Origin of the sequence: Paenibacillus durus (assembly GCF_000756615.1) — a bacterium.
Lineage (GTDB): Bacteria > Bacillota > Bacilli > Paenibacillales > Paenibacillaceae > Paenibacillus_AQ > Paenibacillus_AQ durus.
This window is the reverse complement of sequence record NZ_CP009288.1, coordinates 3,657,343-3,675,882: the sequence shown is the minus strand read 5'-3', so window position 1 is coordinate 3,675,882 and position 18,540 is coordinate 3,657,343. Positions and strand designations below refer to the sequence as shown.

Annotated in this window: 17 protein-coding genes; 16 read left to right on the top strand and 1 reads right to left on the bottom strand. The window is 51.0% G+C overall.

The window, feature by feature from the left end:
* Positions 1-128 precede the first annotated feature (128 nt).
* The 11 genes from rimO (at position 129) to PDUR_RS15520 (ending at position 12,164) form a co-directional block, all read left to right on the top strand.
* Positions 129-1,460, top strand: coding sequence for a 30S ribosomal protein S12 methylthiotransferase RimO (gene rimO, locus PDUR_RS15570; RefSeq protein WP_042207067.1), 1,332 nt, complete (start codon positions 129-131; stop codon positions 1,458-1,460).
* On the top strand, positions 1,457-2,044 hold the full coding sequence (gene pgsA, locus PDUR_RS15565) for a CDP-diacylglycerol--glycerol-3-phosphate 3-phosphatidyltransferase (protein WP_042207066.1): 588 nt from the start codon (positions 1,457-1,459) through the stop codon (positions 2,042-2,044). Before rimO ends, pgsA begins: the two co-directional genes overlap by 4 nt.
* Before the next feature lie 110 nt (positions 2,045-2,154).
* A complete protein-coding gene (locus PDUR_RS15560; protein WP_042207065.1) occupies positions 2,155-3,444 on the top strand; it encodes a competence/damage-inducible protein A in 1,290 nt (429 codons plus the stop codon).
* A gap of 229 nt (positions 3,445-3,673) precedes the next feature.
* Positions 3,674-4,735, top strand: a complete 1,062-nt coding sequence (gene recA, locus PDUR_RS15555) for a recombinase RecA (RefSeq protein ID WP_042207063.1) — start codon at positions 3,674-3,676, stop codon at positions 4,733-4,735.
* A gap of 132 nt (positions 4,736-4,867) precedes the next feature.
* Positions 4,868-5,602: a regulatory protein RecX gene (locus PDUR_RS15550; protein WP_042207062.1), complete on the top strand. Its 735-nt coding sequence runs from the start codon at positions 4,868-4,870 to the stop codon at positions 5,600-5,602.
* Positions 5,603-5,910: 308 nt separating this feature from the next.
* A complete protein-coding gene (gene rny / locus PDUR_RS15545; protein ID WP_042207061.1) occupies positions 5,911-7,452 on the top strand; it encodes a ribonuclease Y in 1,542 nt (513 codons plus the stop codon).
* 133 nt (positions 7,453-7,585) lie between these two features.
* Positions 7,586-8,380, top strand: a complete 795-nt coding sequence (locus PDUR_RS15540) for a TIGR00282 family metallophosphoesterase (protein ID WP_081949549.1) — start codon at positions 7,586-7,588, stop codon at positions 8,378-8,380.
* A gap of 201 nt (positions 8,381-8,581) precedes the next feature.
* Positions 8,582-8,842 (top strand): stage V sporulation protein S, encoded by a 261-nt coding sequence (locus tag PDUR_RS15535; RefSeq protein ID WP_025335291.1) that lies wholly within the window; start codon positions 8,582-8,584, stop codon positions 8,840-8,842.
* A 79-nt stretch (positions 8,843-8,921) separates the two neighbouring features.
* Positions 8,922-9,920: a dipeptidase gene (locus PDUR_RS15530; protein ID WP_042207059.1), complete on the top strand. Its 999-nt coding sequence runs from the start codon at positions 8,922-8,924 to the stop codon at positions 9,918-9,920.
* Between the two features lie 157 nt (positions 9,921-10,077).
* The gene (gene pduL / locus PDUR_RS15525) at positions 10,078-10,650 is read left to right on the top strand and encodes a phosphate propanoyltransferase (RefSeq protein ID WP_042207058.1); all 573 of its coding nucleotides are present in this window, start codon (positions 10,078-10,080) and stop codon (positions 10,648-10,650) included.
* Positions 10,651-10,844: 194 nt separating this feature from the next.
* A complete protein-coding gene (locus PDUR_RS15520; protein ID WP_042207057.1) occupies positions 10,845-12,164 on the top strand; it encodes an MFS transporter in 1,320 nt (439 codons plus the stop codon).
* Between the two features lie 108 nt (positions 12,165-12,272).
* On the opposite strand, the gene PDUR_RS15515 is transcribed toward PDUR_RS15520, so the two are convergent.
* Entirely contained in the window at positions 12,273-13,253 is a 981-nt protein-coding gene (locus PDUR_RS15515; RefSeq protein WP_042207056.1) for a zinc dependent phospholipase C family protein, read from the bottom strand.
* Positions 13,254-13,453: 200 nt separating this feature from the next.
* On the opposite strand from PDUR_RS15515, the gene ybaK reads away from it, so the two are divergent.
* From ybaK to PDUR_RS15490, 5 genes are all read left to right on the top strand, one after another.
* Entirely contained in the window at positions 13,454-13,927 is a 474-nt protein-coding gene (gene ybaK / locus PDUR_RS15510; protein ID WP_042207055.1) for a Cys-tRNA(Pro) deacylase, read from the top strand.
* A gap of 126 nt (positions 13,928-14,053) precedes the next feature.
* Entirely contained in the window at positions 14,054-15,637 is a 1,584-nt protein-coding gene (gene miaB / locus PDUR_RS15505; protein ID WP_042207054.1) for a tRNA (N6-isopentenyl adenosine(37)-C2)-methylthiotransferase MiaB, read from the top strand.
* A 26-nt stretch (positions 15,638-15,663) separates the two neighbouring features.
* Positions 15,664-16,116, top strand: a complete 453-nt coding sequence (locus PDUR_RS15500) for a YlbF/YmcA family competence regulator (protein WP_042207053.1) — start codon at positions 15,664-15,666, stop codon at positions 16,114-16,116.
* Positions 16,117-16,452: 336 nt separating this feature from the next.
* The gene (locus PDUR_RS15495) at positions 16,453-17,259 is read left to right on the top strand and encodes an electron transfer flavoprotein subunit beta/FixA family protein (RefSeq protein WP_042207052.1); all 807 of its coding nucleotides are present in this window, start codon (positions 16,453-16,455) and stop codon (positions 17,257-17,259) included.
* Positions 17,260-17,262: 3 nt separating this feature from the next.
* Positions 17,263-18,534 (top strand): electron transfer flavoprotein subunit alpha, encoded by a 1,272-nt coding sequence (locus PDUR_RS15490; RefSeq protein WP_042207051.1) that lies wholly within the window; start codon positions 17,263-17,265, stop codon positions 18,532-18,534.
* Positions 18,535-18,540: the final 6 nt, after the last annotated feature.

The window sequence follows — 18,540 nt, the reverse complement described above, 5'->3', positions numbered from 1 at the left end:
GCCCCGCAGCGCCGCTCGCGAAGCGAAAATCTGCGGGGTGCTTTGTGTTTTTGACAGCTGAATTCCGGCTATATTATACTTGCTTAAGAAAATGTGGATACGTGCTTTGTATTATTGGAGGATGACTGATGACAGAGAAGATTAACATTGTAACACTTGGCTGCGAAAAAAATTTGGTAGATTCGGAGATTATGTCCGGCCTGGTTCATGAACGTGGATATGCGCTTGTGGACCGTAAAGAAGAAGCTACCGTCATTATTGTAAATACGTGCGGATTTATCGATGAAGCCAAGGAGGAATCCGTCAATACAATTCTTGAGCTTGCGGAGCTCAAGGAGAGCGGCAATCTTAAGGCGCTGATCGTATCGGGCTGCTTAACCCAGCGCTATAAGGCGGAGCTGATGGAGGAGATGCCGGAGATCGACGGAATTGTCGGAACGGGAGATTTTCACAACATCGTTCAGATTGTTGATGAAGCCGTAAGAGGAAGCAGGCCGGTATGGGTTGGGAATCCGGTCTTTAATTATGAGGAGGCGCTGCCCCGTAAGGTATCGACGCCGCGTTATACTACCTATGTCAAAATTGCGGAAGGCTGCGATAACAATTGCACGTTCTGCAGTATCCCGATTATGCGCGGAGCGTTCCGCAGCCGTTCCATAGAGTCAATTCTGGCAGAGGTAAGGACACTAGCGGCGCAAGGAGTGAAGGAGATCAGCCTAATCGCTCAGGACTCCACCAATTACGGAACCGATCTGTACGAGGAATTCAAGCTGCCTGAGCTGCTAAACCGCGTAAGCGAAGTGGATGGCATTGAATGGGTTAGATTGCATTATGCCTACCCTGGCTTTTTCACCGAAGAGCTGATTCAGACGATGGCGAATAATCCGAAGATCTGCAAATACGTGGACATGCCGCTCCAGCACAGTGAAGACTCAATTCTCAAACGCATGCGCAGACCCGGACGCCAGCGGGATATCCGCGAGCTGATTGCTCGAATCCGGGAGATGATTCCCGGCGTGTCGCTGCGCACTTCGCTTATTGTCGGTTTTCCCGGCGAGACTGAAGAGGATTTTCAGCGCTTGTGTGAGTTTGTGAGCGAGGTCGGTTTTGATCGGCTGGGGGTATTTACTTACTCGAACGAAGAGGGAACTCCGGCTTCGCGCCTGCCGGACCAGGTTCCGGATGAGGTGAAGGAATGGCGCGCCAACACATTAATGGAGCTTCAGCGCAAGGTTACCCAGGATCGGGGCAGCCGGTTTGTGGGCCAAGTTCTCGATGTGCTGGTGGAACGCTATGACGGCCGCAGCGATGTCTATATCGGCCGCTCGCAGTACGATGCGCCTGAGATTGACGGAGAAGTATTTGTTAAAGGCAGCAACATCGACATCGGGGAGATTACGAAGGTTCGGATAACCCATGCTTTCGAATATGATTTGTCAGGGGAGGAAGTGCTTCAGTGAATTTGCCTAATCGCATAACCATTGCCCGAATATGTCTGATCCCGATCATGATGTTTTTCCTGCTGGTCAATTTTAGTTTCTATCCGCAGCCGCTGCACTGGGGGTCATTTCAACTCTCGTTCAATCATCTTATAGCTGCGATTATTTTCTTGCTGGCGGCAAGTACGGATGGCATCGACGGCTATATTGCACGCAAGTATAATATGGTAACCAATCTTGGCAAGCTGCTCGATCCCTTGGCCGATAAGCTGCTTGTGTCAGCGGTGCTGATTTCGCTGGTCGAGCTGGGCAGATGCGATTCCTGGATTGCTATCGTCATTATCAGCCGCGAATTTGCCGTTACCGGTCTGCGCCAAGTGGCGCTGCTGGATGGTAAGGTCGTTGCGGCCAGCAAGTGGGGCAAAATCAAAACGATCGTGCAGATTATAGCGATTTCCCTGCTTCTGCTTAACAATTTTCCATTTCAGTTCGTCGGCATCCCTTTTGACAGTATTGCCATTTGGGCGGCCGCTTTAATTACGATTTACTCGGGAATCGATTATTTCGTGAAAAACAAGGAGCTGCTCCAGCTTCATAACGCTTAATATCAGACCGGCTTGCCGTGATCCGCAGCGGGGCAGTAGGACATGCGCCTATTGCCCCGTTTCTATCCGTGTGACGTCCGGTGATTAATCACCCTGGGAGGAATGATGAAATGAAAGCAGAGATTATTGCAGTCGGTACGGAACTGCTGCTCGGCCAAATCATGAACAGCAACGCCCAATTTCTGTCCGTCGAGCTTGCCGCTCTTGGCATTGACGTATATTTTCAGACTGTGGTAGGCGATAACAGCGTCCGGCTGCAGGAGGCTATCGAAATTGCGAAGGGGCGCGCCGATCTCATATTGTTCACAGGAGGGATCGGACCGACAGAGGACGATCTGACGAAGGACGCTTTGGCCGCTTCGCTGGGCCGGGGGCTGCATATCGATCAGATGGCGATGGAACATGTAGACCGGTTCTTCAAAGGCCGGGGCGTGCCAATGACTGAGAACAACCGCCGGCAGGCGCTTGTGATCGACGATTCGACGCCTCTTCCGAATGAGACGGGACTGGCTGTGGGACTTGCAATTAGTCATGAGGGCAACTACTATGTCGTTCTTCCCGGACCGCCAAGGGAAATGAAACCGATGTTCACAGAGCAAGCTAAGCCTTGGCTTCAGCAGCATGCGCTGACGGATGAAACCCCGCTTCATTCCAAAATGCTTAAATTTGCCGGCATCGGGGAATCTTTGCTTGAAGACAAGCTGATCAATCTCATTCACGGCCAAAATGATCCGACGATCGCTCCTTATGCCAAAGAAGGCGAGGTAACGGTGCGTATTTCCACCAAGGCGTCTACTCGCAGCGAAGCGATGGAGAAGCTGGATGCGCTGGAGGAGCAAATCCGCAGCATTCTTCCTGAGAATTTGTACGCCTCTACCGATGTTCCAATGGAAAAGGTTATCGTGGATTGGATGGCGAATGAAGGACTTACCGTGAGCTGCGCCGAGAGCTGTACGGGCGGACTGCTGATGGAGAGCATTACGAGCATCCCCGGGAGCTCATCCATGTTTATGGGAGGCATTGTTTGCTACTCCAACGAAATGAAGCAGAAGCTGCTGAACGTGCCTAAGAATTACTTGGAAGGAGAGGGCGCTTTCGGCGCAGTCAGCCGCGAGGTGGCGGAGGTTCTGGCGGAGCAGGTCAGAATCACCACAGGTACGGATTATGGCCTGTCGATTACCGGAGTGGCGGGTCCGGGCTCCTCGGAGCGCAAGCCTGTTGGTCTGGTATATATCGGCATCGCCGAGAAAGACGGCAAGACGGAAGTATTCGAGCTTAAGCTATCAGGCAACCGCGAGAATATCCGCATTCGCTCCGTCAAGGCCATTCTGTATCGGCTGTGGCGAAGACTGGCGGAACGCAAGGCGAACACGCCGCTTGAGGGTTCGGGCTTGAAATGATCAGCTTTTCTCTTATATAATGGAAGCATACGGAAGAACCGTGGCATTGTATTTCTTTGCCGCGGTTTTTGTTTTTTTTGATTTACAATAAAAGGAAGAGGCGGACTGGAGGGTGAAAAAAACGAATGTATGTTCGAAAAAATGCTTGGCAAAGACTTCAAAACAAGATACAATACTAATATAAGATTTACCTCTCCGATATTATAACAGTGAAAAGGATGTGATCTGATTGTCAGATCGTCGTGCAGCGCTTGAAATGGCGCTTCGTCAAATAGAGAAACAATTCGGTAAAGGTTCCGTCATGAAACTGGGTGAATCGACTCATATGCAAGTTGAGGTTGTGCCCAGCGGATCGCTGGCTTTAGATATTGCTCTGGGAATCGGCGGACTTCCTAAAGGCCGTATTATAGAAGTATACGGGCCGGAATCCTCCGGTAAGACAACGGTTGCCCTGCATGCGATTGCGGAGGTTCAGAAGGTCGGCGGACAAGCCGCTTTTATTGATGCGGAGCATGCGCTGGACCCGAGCTATGCAAGCAAACTGGGCGTTAACATTGATGAACTGCTGCTGTCCCAACCGGACACCGGCGAGCAGGCGCTGGAGATTGCAGAAGCGCTTGTCCGCAGCGGCGCGGTAGATATCATTGTGGTAGACTCCGTGGCGGCGCTGGTTCCCAAGGCTGAAATTGAAGGCGAGATGGGCGATTCCCATGTCGGCTTGCAAGCCCGGCTGATGTCCCAGGCCCTGCGTAAGCTGTCAGGCTCCATTAACAAATCCAAGACGATAGCTATCTTTATCAACCAGCTTCGCGAGAAGATCGGCGTTATGTTCGGTAATCCGGAGACGACTCCCGGCGGCCGCGCATTGAAATTCTACTCTACGGTTCGCCTTGATGTGCGCCGCGTAGAGAGTATTAAGATGGGCAATGATATAGTGGGTAACCGTACGCGGATCAAGGTTGTAAAGAACAAGGTGGCGCCTCCGTTCAAACAGGCGGATATCGATATTATGTACGGTGAGGGTATTTCCAGAGAAGGAAGTCTTGTCGATATTGGCACGGAAATGGATATTGTCAACAAGAGTGGCGCGTGGTACTCCTATGAAGGTGAACGGCTGGGTCAAGGCCGCGAGAATGCGAAGCAGTTCCTGAAGGAACATCAGAATTTGGCGCTTGTCATCGAGAACAAGATTCGTGAAGCGAGCAATCTCTCTACAATCGTTGCCGCTCCAACCGATGCGGAGATCGAAGCAGAGAAGCAGGAAGAACAGGAACTGCTCGAAATCGAATAAATCTTTTGGAAGCAAGGCGCCCTCTTTAATCGTAAGGGCGTCTTTTTTTATGGTGGAAATAAGTTATACGGGAATGATGCTCCCTTCGCTGCATCAGGCGGTTAACCAAAGTAGGAGGGAGGATGCACACTCATGACAATACAGTTAGATTATGATGACGAGCAACTGGAAGAGGATGTGCTCTCACAATTCCCTGATCATGAGCTGCTGACGATAACCAGGGTGGAACGTCAACAAAAATCCGATCACCGCTATATTATTCATTTCGGGACATTCAGCCTGAGCGTCCATGAGGATATTATGGTCAAGTACCGGATGATTTCCGGAAATGCGTTCACGAAGGAAGACCTTCGGCAGATCGTATTGGCCGATGAGCGGCAGCGGGCATATGTTGAAGGCTTGCGTTATTTGGAACGCAAGCCGCGGACGGGGATGGAAATGGCAAGACGTTTGCGGCAAAAGGAAATCGGGGAAGCTATAATTGCCGAAGTGCTGGAGCGGCTTCGGCGTGAACGGTTGATTGACGATACCCAGTATGCGAAGCAGTGGGCGGAGCAGCGGATAACCGGGCATCGCAAGGGGCGCCTATGGGTTCGCCATGAGCTGCGAGGTAAAGGCATCGACAAATCGGTTATTGGCGAGGCGCTGGATGGAATCAGCGCTAAGCAGGAGCGGCAAAGCGCACTTGAGCTGGGCTGCAAGAAGTGGAATGCGATCAAGGGCGAGGCCTCCGACAAGAGAAGGAAGACAGGCGCTTTTTTGATGAGAAGGGGATTTTCGGGCGAGATCGTTCGAAGTGTCATAAATTCATTGCGGCAGGAAGCGGACATGGACGGAGCAGAGGACGAATTCTGCGAGTTCGATTGACTCCCTTGACTTTGCGCCCAGGAATGGCTCTCTTGACAATGTCTTTTTATAAATAATAAAATATAACATGAATCGGCATAAAATAAGAATCCTTTTTCCTTCCCAAAAAGGCCATCTTTTTCTAAACGATTCGCGTATCAACTCATATGAAATGTAATCGCCGGATGCGGCGGGCAGTGTGCATGTGAATCATGTGCAGTTCGGCAATCGGTGGATTTACCGTTTTTTTGTATGGTGATGAACGGATAGTTTGACAACTGCACAATCCCAAGGAATGCCTTGGAGGAACCAACGAGGAGGTGAAACAGATGGACACCTGGATCTGGGTCATCATCGTTCTCGTTGTAGCGACATTATTCTTTGGGTTCGGTTATTTTATTCGGAAATCCCTTGCAGAAGCTAAGATTTCCAGCGCGGAACAGGCTGCTAGCGTAATCGTGGAGAACGCGAAGAAGGAAGCGGAGGCGCTGAAGAAGGAAACGGTATTGGAAGCCAAGGACGAAGTCCACAGAATCCGTACCGAGGCTGAGAAGGAAACTCGCGAACGTCGGAATGAAATCCAACGTCAGGAAAGACGGTTGCTGCAAAAGGAAGAATCGCTGGATAAAAAAATGGAATCGCTTGAACGAAAAGAAGAACAAGTGGCTAACAAAGAGAAACGAATTGACGAAACCCAGCAGCAAATCGATGTAATTTACAGAAATCAGGTTGCTGAATTGGAGCGTATCTCCAATTTGAGCATGGAAGACGCAAGAAGTATTATCCTTTCCAATGTAGAACAGGAAGTTCGGCATGAAACCGCGCAGATGATCAAGGATATTGAACAGCAGGCCAAGGAAGAAGCGGACAAGAAGTCCCGCGAGATCATTACCCTAGCTATTCAACGCTGCGCCGCCGATCATGTAGCGGAAACAACGGTATCCGTCGTTACACTTCCGAATGAAGAGATGAAGGGACGGATAATCGGCCGCGAAGGCCGGAATATCCGCGCTCTGGAAACCCTCACCGGTATTGACCTTATTATCGACGACACGCCAGAAGCGGTTATTTTGTCAGGATTTGATCCGATTCGCCGGGAAGTGGCCCGTACGGCACTGGAAAAGCTGGTGGCAGACGGACGTATCCATCCGGCGCGTATCGAAGAAATGGTCGAGAAATCGCGTAAGGAAGTGGATGAACGGATTCGGGAATATGGCGAGCAAGCCACCTTCGAGGTTGGCGTTCATGGTCTGCACCCGGATTTGATCAAAATTCTCGGTCGACTGAAATTCCGTACGAGCTATGGTCAGAACGTATTGAAGCACTCCATGGAGGTTGCTTATTTGACCGGGCTGATGGCCGGTGAGCTTGGGGAAGACATCGTGCTAGCCAAACGCGCGGGACTGCTTCATGATATCGGCAAAGCGCTGGATCATGAGGTGGAAGGCTCACACGTCGAGATCGGCGTAGAGCTTGCTAAGAAATATAAAGAACATCCTGTTGTCATTAATAGCATTGCTTCCCATCACGGGGACGCAGAAGCGACTTCGGTTATCGCTATGCTGGTTGGTGCGGCTGACGCATTGTCGGCGGCAAGACCGGGAGCGCGCCGGGAAACGCTGGAAACGTATATCAAGCGTCTGGAGAAGCTGGAGGAGATTTCCGAATCTTTCGAAGGCGTCGAGAAGTCATATGCGATTCAAGCCGGCCGTGAGGTCCGCGTAATGGTGCAGCCTGACAAGATCGACGATGCCGAAGCTTTCCGTCTGGCGCGCGATATTACGAAGACGATTGAAAATGAACTGGACTACCCGGGTCATATCAAGGTCACTGTTATTCGCGAGACACGGGCGGTTGAGTACGCTAAATAGGCATAATCAGAGAAGTGGCGCCTTTAAGGCGCCACTTCTCTTTAAAATATAAGAATTGATAAGCTGAGCGCTTATCATTTTATCTTATATTTGTACGAGAAACCGGTGTTTTTTACAGTAGGAGGAGATCAACATTAAAGTTTTATTTATCGGCGACATTGTAGGCAACACCGGCCGCAAAGCGCTGCGGGAAATGCTTCCTTCCCTGAAGAGCAAATACCAGCCGCATATTATTATCGTCAATGGTGAAAATGCCGCAGCCGGAAGAGGCATTACATCTGCAATCGCGAATGAATTTTTCAATTGGGGCGTTCATGGGATCACGATGGGTAATCACACATGGGATAATAAGAATATCTTTGAATTTATCGATGATGAGCCGCGTATAGTACGTCCGGCCAATTTTCCTCCGGGTACGCCCGGCCAAGGTTACACCGTGGTTAAAGGAAATGGTAAGCAGCTGGCAATCGTCAATTTGCAGGGGCGCACCTTTTTGCCGGCCATCGACTGTCCTTTCCGGATCGGTGAAGAGATAGTGGAAGAACTGCGGAGGCAGCACAAGTGCATTTTGGTTGATTTTCACGCGGAAGCCACATCCGAGAAAATAGCCATGGGCTGGTTCATGGATGGACGTGCATCAATTGTCGTAGGCACTCATACCCATGTTCAGAGTAACGATGACATTATTTTGCCTGGAGGGACGGCTTATTTGACCGATGCGGGCATGGTTGGTTCAAGAGAAGGAATTTTGGGTATGGAAAAAGATGCGGTACTCTATAAATTTACAACCCAGCTTCCGTCCCGTTTTGTCGTGGATGAGGGAAAATGGATGCTTCACGGATTGTTTGTGGAGCTGGATGAGGACTCCGGCAAAGCGAAGCGTCTGGAAAAGATTCGAATGCGCGAAGACGAGTGGGTAATGGATTAGGACGAAAGGATGGGATATAGGCATTTCAGACTGGTTTTTTCGGCTGGGGAAAAAGTGTGATCTTTTTTATATCGCTTAACAGCATCTTTTGTACCAATTTCTGCAAAGGGGTTCGCAAAAAGAAGGAATTTTTCTTTTGTACGCGAATAACATCAAAGTAGTGGAAGAACACCATTATTTATCCCAGGGGAGGTACTTACTATGGATGTATTAAAAGTATCAGCTAAATCCAATCCGAATTCCGTTGCCGGCGCATTAGCAGGTGTTCTTCGCGAACGTGGAGCGGCCGAACTTCAGGCCATTGGAGCAGGAGCTCTGAATCAAGCGATCAAAGCCGTTGCTATTGCCCGGGGATTTGTCGCTCCCAGCGGCGTCGACCTGATATGCATCCCAGCTTTTACCGACATTGTTATTGATGGGGAAGACCGCACAGCCATTAAATTAATTGTTGAGCCCAGATAATAAATAGAAGTATAAAATGTAAGCCTGTTTACGCCAGTAGACAGGTTTTTTGCTTTGGACAAAAAAGGAGGACAGACCGATGAATCCAGGGGAACCGCAGGGACAGGGGAGATCATATTTCCCGGTAGTGGATTTTCATTGCGATGCACTGAGCAAAATGCTGGAGAATCCCTCCATTGATTTTATGGCTGACGGGCGGCTGGATGTGACCGGAGAGAGACTGCGGGCCGGCGGTTTGCGGATGCAGTGCTTTGCCATATATTTGTCGCAGAAGCGGGGGATTCCCCGGATTGAGCATGTGCTGCGGCAAATCGAACTTTACCGGAGCAAAGTAGTGAACGCGGGAGGGCTTCGACCGCTGCGCTGGAAGGAGGAGGCTGACGGTTTAGCTAATACTCTGGGGGGCGGTCCCAGTTGGGGAATGCTGTCGCTTGAAGGAGCCGACGGCTTGGAGGGAAATTTGTTCTATGCCGAGATGATCTTTGAGCTTGGTGTACGCTTTCTTGGACTGACTTGGAATTACGCCAACTGGGCGGCGGATGGTGTGCTTGAGAAGCGAAATGGAGGTTTTACCGAAAAAGGGCGTGAGCTTGTCAAATGGTGCAACGAAAGCGGCATGCTGCTGGATGTCTCGCATCTGTCGGAGGCCGGATTCTGGGAACTGGCGGAGCTTTCTCACCGCCCGTTTATCGCGTCCCATTCAAATGCAAGAGCGATCTGCGATCATCCCCGGAACTTAACCGATGATCAGATTAGAGCGATAATCAGCATAGAGGGACGTATAGGGCTTACCTTTGTCCCATGGTTCGTGACCGATGGCAAAGAGGCCGTGCCGGATGATCTCTTAAGGCATATCGAGCATATTTGTACCCTTGGTGGAGAGAAGCACCTGATGTTTGGTTCCGATTTTGACGGCATCGACTCCTGGATTAAAGGCTTGGAACATCCGGGTCATTATCCGGCCTTGGCAGAACTGCTGCTGTGTCATTATTCCGAAGAATCGGTAAAAGGATGGTTGTACGGGAATGCCGTAAGTTATTTGGCGAGCAACCTGCCTTCCGCGCCCAAAGCTGAATGAAGGAGGTATGCGTCTCAAAATGAATTGACGAAAATGCGAACTATTCCCAAAAAGGAGCCTGAAGATGAGCAGGTTCCTTTTTATTTTTGGTTAAATAGTTGTATAATGTTCCTTGGCTTGTACAGATAATAGAGAAAATACAAGGAGTGACCAAGTAATGAGTAAGACAGTACCTGTAGGTGTGTCGGCTAGACATATTCACCTAACGCAAGAACATGTGGAGGCGCTGTTCGGACCCGGCTATCAGCTGACTGAATTCAAACCGCTCTCCCAACCTGGACAATTCGCCGCCAACGAAACCGTTGCGGTAATCGGCAGCAAAGGCAAATTCGACAAAGTCAGAATTTTGGGACCGGTACGTCCGGCTTCGCAGGTTGAAATTTCCCGTACGGACGCATTCGCAATCGGCGTAAAGGCGCCTGTACGCGAATCCGGCACCATTGATGGAACGCCTGGCGTTACGCTGAAAGGACCGGAAGGCGAAGTTGTACTGGAGAAGGGTGTTATTGTGGCAGCCCGTCACATTCATTTCCATACCTCCGATGCCGAGAAATGGGGCATTGCCGACAAGCAGCTGCTGAAAGTGCGCCTTGGCGGAGATCGCGGCCTCGTTCTGGAGAACGTAATTGCCCGCGTATCGGACAGCTTTGCGCTCGATATGCACATCGACACGGACGAAGCAAATGCTGCAGGAGCAAGCAACGGCGATACGGCTGAAATCGTCGACTAAGCTAAGCCTGAGCAGGCTATTATCCATATAAATTATGATAAATGCGGGGGAGCGATCCTCCGCTTTTATTATTTTATACTCCTTGAACATTTATTGAACATTCCTTCTCTACATATTCGGTATAATAGAAGCAAAGATGCCGGGCTCCTGGCTGCATATACGGGCAGCGGGCTTTGGAGAGGAAGGGTGAAGACATGAATAAATCGGCTGTTCGGGCGTGGATTATGTATGACTGGGCCAATTCCGCTTATGCAACAACAGTGTTGGCGGCGGTTCTGCCTGTATTTTACAGTTCGGTTGCGGCTGACGGATTGGACAAGACAACGGCGGCATCCTATTTGGCGTACACCCATGCCATCGGAATGGCGCTGGTGGCCATATTGTCGCCGCTGCTTGGCGCAATTTCGGATCTTTCCGGCCGAAAGACAACCTTCTTAACATGCTTTACGCTGCTTGGTATCGTGTCTACCTCCTGCTTCGCTTTGGTGGAAAGAGGAGATTGGCTGATGGCTTCGGCTTTCCTTGTATTGTCAACGCTCGGATTTTCAGGGGGCAATGCTTTTTACGACTCCATGCTGCCCGATCTCGTTCCCCCCGGACGAAGGGACGAAATCTCGTCCAAAGGATATGCAGCCGGTTATGTGGGCGGCGGCATTCTGCTTGCGCTGAATTTGCTTATGATACAGAAGCCTTCGCTGTTCGGAATAACCGACGGGCTGACGGGTACGCGCTTGTCTTTTGTCACTGTAGGGGTGTGGTGGCTGCTATTTGCGCTGCCGGTAATGCGCCGGGTGCCAAATTTGGAGCGCCAGACTTCGGGACTAACCGCGGCGGGATATGTCCGATCCGGCCTAAGGCGTATTGCGGGGGCTTACCGGGATGTCCGGCGCTACCCTCAGCTGTTTAAGCTGATTGCAGCCTTCTGGTTCTACAATGACGGGATCAATACCATCATATTGATGGCGACCATCTATGGAACGACGATCGGCATCGGGACGAGCGATCTCATACTGGCCCTGCTCATTACGCAGTTTGTCGGCTTCCCCAGCACCCTTTTACTCGGAAAAGCGGCAGTGCGGTTCGGCGCGAAACGGACGCTGTTGGCTTCGCTGTTCATGTATGTGCTCATTGTGGCGCTCGGCTACTGGATGACCCAAGCCTTGCATTTTTACTTGCTTGCAGTCATGGTCGGTCTTGTCCAAGGAGGAAGCCAATCCATTTCGCGATCATTGCTGAGCGATTTGATGCCCATGGGGCGTACGGGCGAGCTGTTCGGCTTTGTCAACATTACGAGCAAATTTTCTTCGATTTTCGGGCCCTTCTTCTTCGGTCTGGTCGGCATGCTTACCGGCAGCTCCCGGATGGGGATACTCTCTCTGCTGCTCTTCTTCGGACTGGGCATTGTGATGCTGCTGAGGGTGGATGTGGAACGGGGGAAGAGCGACAGCTGGCAGGGCAGATCTGCAGATAACGGAGGTCCGGTATCCGATGGAACAGAAGGGCTTGTTACCTAACCTAGCGTAACGATGTGTGCAGACAGACTCCTGCTAATAAAAACAGCGAAGCTCGTCCTCGCAGGACCGCAGCTTCGCTGTTTGCCTATATTTTGTATATCATCCCCATCAGTTTACGGCGGCCGTATCCCAGATCGGTTCGGCATACTGATTGACCAGATTGGAAACGCAATCCTTACCCGTGTCGTAGGACCGGTCGCCGAGAGTAAGCCGGAACTGCTCGCGCATGACTTCCGCTTCTTGGCGGGAATGCGCCAGCAGCCAGGCAGATAAGGCCTTCAAAACCGTTCGTCCCTCCAAAAGCGCCTGCTCCCACAGCTGCGGCACACTGTCCGTTCTGACCTCGGAATACATCGCTGAATGCCTCCATGGAGTATTTCGCTCATTCAGGTAATCCAGCTTTTCCTCGGCTGCCGTTAGCTTGCGGTAGAACAGAGCGGAGTTCGGTCCGTAGATCAATTTTTTCTTCCAGCCGTACGGGTCGAACAGGAGTCTCTGCGCTTTGACCATATCACGATAGGCCTCCTGCCAGCGTGATTTCGGGAAATTCGCCGCTTCAGGGTAAAATGTACAAGCCGCTTCATGTAAAATATTTATAATGCTGGCGGGGAGAGACGGTCCGGCCTCGATCTCTTTCCATCCAGGGATTTTCCATGTGCTCCGGCCGTTTAGACGTTTAATAAACACCGTATCCAGAGCCACCTCGAACCGTTGATGATCCCTATGCTTGTAACCTGATTTCCAATTAATGTAAGGGTGGAGGTTGCGGTCCAGCAGATGATGAGTCAGGAAACCTGCAAAATAAGCCGCAGCCGGTCCCCGTTCCTGAAGCGGAAGCTGAAGAATCTTATCCCAGAACGCCATCAACACTCCGCCGCAGCTTTGGCTGTGCATCAGGTCACTGAGCCGGGCCGCGCCAATATCACGGCTCCAGGGAAGAAAGCTGTGGTAATACAGAAAATCCGGACCCTGGCAGCCCAGTTGGTAGAGGAGAGCATGCTCGGAAGAACCGCCCCTGAAGGGGAAGAATGATTGCAAATCATTTTTGAGCTGCCGTCCGTATTCGATATGCATCCATAAGTTGGGCAAGAGTCTCGCTCCTTTCAACTGCTATCTGGCTTTAGTATACATCCGGATCGTTAGATTCGTGTTAATAAGCTGCCTTATTAATCGGTGCGAATGTCAATTTTGCCGAAGTCTGAGCCCGTCCCCTTAGGTCTGGGAATTCCTTATGCTAAAAAGTATAATGAAAATATGAGATCATGGCGAACGGAGGTTAATGAGCAGTTATGCAGGTCGGCAAAACGAATGCACTTCGAATCTTGGATGCCCATAAGATACCCTATGAAATCCTTACCTATGACAATGAGGATGGTCAAATTCATGGGACGGCCGTTGCGGAGAAGGTCGGAAGACCGACGGAGAGCGTGTTTAAGACACTGGTCTCACACAGCGGCAGCAATCTGTATGTCTTTGTTATCCCGGTTGCGGAAGAGCTCGATCTGAAAAAAGCGGCCAAGGCCGCTGGAGAGAAGAAGATTGAAATGCTGCCCGTGAAGGATCTGCAAAAATGGACCGGATATATCCGGGGCGGCTGTTCGCCGGTCGGTATGAAAAAACATTACCCCACATTCATCGACCGAAGCGCGGAAACGCTGGAAAAAATAGCGGTGAGCGCCGGCAAAATAGGCATGCAGATGGAACTCCCTCCAGGCAGGCTGGCCGAGGTGGTCTCCGCGACGTTTACGGAATTGGTTAAATAATCTGGAACTTCCCGGCCCGTAATGTCTAAAATTTGAGCATATGGATATATCACGCGGCACTATGTTATAATTTTTAATTGCAAGCGAAACCAAAATTCATCGTTTTCGAATAGAGGATGTGACAGCATGACCAAGGAGAACAGCTCACCGGACTTAAAATCCGGCAAGGGTGGCAAGGATTACTCCAAATACTTCGATTTTAGCGGAGCTAAAGTAATCAGCGAAGAAGAAGGCAAGACCACATACCGCATCAAGGGAAGAACGATTCAGGTGAATAGCCAGCCCGACTATAAGGAAGGTAAACGGCGGGGTAAGGAAGAAATAGAGGTCCATTACGATTTTGCCATTCCCGAGGATATGAGAGCTTTTGGCGAAGGCAAATTGTATTCCATCACGACCTACGGCTGCCAAATGAACGAGCATGACACCGAGACAATGAAAGGCCTGCTGGAGCAAATGGGCTACCGGAGCACCGAGGACCGGAATCAGGCGGATATCATTCTTCTCAATACTTGCGCCATTCGGGAGAACGCCGAGGATAAGGTATTCGGGGAGCTCGGCCACCTCAAGCATCTGAAGACGGAAAAACCGGGCCTCTTGCTCGGCGTCTGCGGATGCATGTCCCAGGAAGAGGGAGTCGTAAGCCGGATCATGGCGAAGCACGGCTTTGTCGATATGATTTTCGGAACGCATAATATCCACCGCCTCCCTGCATTGATTAAGGAAGCGATGTTCAGCAAGGAACTGGTCGTGGAGGTCTGGTCCAAGGAAGGCGACATTATCGAGAACCTGCCGAAAAAAAGGGAGGGTATGCGCGCCTGGGTCAACATCATGTACGGCTGCGACAAATTCTGTACCTACTGCATCGTCCCGTACACCCGGGGCAAGGAACGAAGCCGCCGTCCCGAGGACGTGATTGCGGAGCTTCGCGATCTGGCCCGCCAGGGCTTCAAGGAAGTGACGCTGCTCGGGCAGAACGTGAACGCTTACGGCAAGGATTTTAATGATATCGATTATACGTTTGGCGATTTGATGGACGACCTGCGCAAGATTGATATTCCGCGTATCCGGTTCATGACGTCCCACCCGCGTGATTTTGACGATAAGCTTGTGGAAGTGCTGGGCAAGGGCGGCAATCTGATGGAGAGCATCCATCTGCCCGTTCAGTCCGGCAGCAATGCCATTCTGAAGAGAATGAGCCGCAAATACAGCCGGGAGACTTTCCTGAAACTCGTCGGCAAGCTTAAGGCATCGGTCAAGGATCTTGTGCTGACCACAGATATTATCGTCGGCTTCCCCGGCGAGACGGAGGAGCAGTTCGAGGAAACGCTGTCGCTCGTGCGCGAGGTTGGCTTCGACATGGCCTACACGTTCATTTATTCTCCTCGTGAAGGAACTCCGGCGGCCTCTATGGAGGACAATGTGCCTGCAGAGGTCAAGAGCGACCGGCTGCGGCGGTTGAACGAGCTGATTAGCGAGCAGAGCCGGATTGGCAATGATCGGATGCTTGGACAGACGGTTGAGGTGCTGGTTGAAGGAGAGAGTAAAAATAACGCCTCCGTGCTGTCCGGAAGAACCCGCAGCAACAAGCTGGTTCATTTTGAAGGACCGAAGGAGCTTATCGGCAGCTTTATCAAGGTGCGGATCACCGATACGAAGACCTGGTATATCAAAGGCGATTACGTGGCCGAAGCCGCCGCCGTCCATTAACTCATAACGAAAGTGAGCGACCCTGTATGACAGAGGAGAAAGGCCGTGTGAATAAATACGGGATGATGTCCTACGATACCCGCGATCTGATCGTACGTGACGACATCATGGCCAAGGCTAAGGAGCTCGCGTCGCTGATTTCGACCAGTGAAGAGGTTAAGCAGTTTCAGCAGGCGGAGGAGAAAATCCGGAATCATGAACGTGTTCAGGGATTGATTGCCCAGATGAAGAAGAAACAGAAGGAGATCGTCGCCTTCGAAAGCTTTGGCAATAAAGCGATGGTAACGAAGATCGAGGACGAAATCAATGATCTGCAGGATGAGATCGACAGCATTCCGCTGGTCACCGAATTCCAGCAGAGCCAGACCGATATCAATTACCTGCTGCAGCTGGTCGTTTCCGTCATCCGGGACACCGTTTCGGAAAAAATCAATGTCGAGGCCGGCAGCGAAGCTCCGCCTTCCAAATGCGGTGAATAAAGCTAGGACTTGTAGGCCCAGAACTTTTTGCAGATGATAAAAAGCCAAATGAGTTGCTTCCGGATGGATGTGCCGGTGCAGCTCGTTTGGCTTTTTTTGCAGCCGGGAGTTAGTTGCCGTAATATCTTTCCAAACCATCCCCATCGCGGATATCTGAATCTTTGCTATTGGATAAATAAACAAAAAATGTATTGACTTACAAAAAAGTGATATTATTCATAGGGAATGACGTTTATTAGGACTATTCTATTATTGGTTGTAAAATAATGTAGATATTTTCCAAAAAATTAAAACAAATGACGAGAAACCCATTCTAACCAAAGTGAGGTGAAAAGATTGGAGATTCTTGTTTGTCTCAAGCAGATTCCGGTTAATGAAAGCACTTCCGATAACGTGGAGGGGAGGGATCAGTTCGAATTATGCAATAACCGGAATGATCTGTTTGCCTTGGAAGCGGCGCTTAAGCTCAAGGAGGCTTGCGGGGGAAGGTTAACCTGCATTTCAATGGGACCGGCCCAATGCGCCGGACCGTTGAAGGAAGCTTTAAGTTTGGGAGCCGATCGGGCCATACTCCTGTCCTCGCCGGTTTTTGCGGGAGCGGACACGCTGGCGACTTCCTTTACTTTGGCCGCATCGATTCGGAAGCTTTCTCCGTATGATCTGATTTTCACGGGAGAGCAATCTTCAGACGGGGAGACGGGACAAGTCGGTCCCGAAGTAGCCGAGTATTTGGGTATTCCCCATTTAACGAGGGTGATCGATGTTCGGTATGAGGAGGGGAGTCCGGAGATATCCGCTATCAAGGAATGCGGCGATTGTGAGCTTGAGTATGTTCTGCCTCTCCCCGCTTTGTTCAGTGTACGAAAGCATAGCAACCGTCCAAGACTGCCGACGATACGGGGAACGCTTCGGGCGAGAAGGGAGACGATAACGATCTGGACAGAGGAGCACCTGGCCGCTGACCCGGGAAGAATGGGACTAAAGGGATCGCCGACGCGAGTACTGGAGATGACCCGTTTGGTTAAAGCCGGCAAACGCCAAAAGGGTGAAGTTAACCTATTTGAAGAGGATACGGCCTGCGTTTCTCGGTTGGTTTCCCGGCTCGGGTTAACCCGAGCCAAAGGTCAGGAGGGAGGAGGGTAGAGCTTGATCATTCACGAGACCGACTGCAGCGGGTGCGGAATATGCAGAAGCATGTGCCCGGTCGAGGCAATATCCGTTAACGGAATCGTGGCAGTCATCGACGATGAGCGATGCATGGAGTGCGGATTTTGCGCATCATCATGTCCGAACAAGGCGATACGCCAGGATTCTACCGAGTGGCCGGAAGAGGATAAGGAGACAGCGGCGAACAACTCCGCAGCGGCAGATAAGATCAGCGAACATCGGCCCACTGTGATATGTGTTTATATCGAACACACCGGCGGAGTTATGAATGAATCGTCCTATGAGGCAATCGGGGCTGCGAGGTCGCTCACCGGAGAATCGGATTCCTTCAAAATAGCGGCGATCATAGCCGGAAACGGCAGCCGTCAGCTTGCCGGGGAAGTGATGCGCTGCGGTGTTGATGAGATATGGCTGCTTGATTTGGACTGGCTTCCTTTCTATGCGGAAGATGTTCTTACCCGCATAATCGCCGATGTGCTGGCGAGAAGACAGCCGGATATATTTCTCGGAGGAGCAACGGAACACGGCCGTTCCCTGTTTCCGCGAATCGCTGCAAAGCTGGGGACCGGATTGTGCGCGGATTGCACGGATTTAAGCTTGGAGCCGGTAACCCGCCGGTTGATTATTACCCGTCCTGCGCTTGGCGGCGGCGTTCTGGCCCGGATCGTCATTCCGCATCATTCTCCCCAGATGGCGACGTTGAAAGAACGCGTCTTCCCAAGAGCCGATCGTTCCGGGCATCCCGCAGGAATGATTCTGGACTTCAGTGATGAATATCCTGTAATGCAGTCTGTATATACGCTGGGGAAAAGGATATTGCAGGAAGGAAAGCGCTTCAAGCTCGGACAGGCCGATTCCATTGTCGCTGTCGGCCGGGGGATCGGTACGGCTGCGAATCTGCCGCTGATTCACAAGCTGGCCGGGACGATCGGGGCGGAGATTGGCGCTACCCGTCCGCTGATCGATGAAGGATGGCTGGAAGCTTCAAGACAAATTGGCCAAACGGGCGTTATCGTGAAGCCGAGTCTTTATATCGCATGCGGCATTTCGGGCGCGCTCCAGCATACGGTCGGCATGGATAAGTCAGAGATGATTATTGCGATCAATTCTGATGCCGGCGCGCCTATATTTCAATATGCCGACTACGGTATTGTCGGAGATTTATTCCGGGTCATACCGGAATTTATCCATTGCATAGAGTCGGGAACGTTCAGAACTGTTGCTGCGGGCAGTGATAAGGAACTTATTTAAGACAAG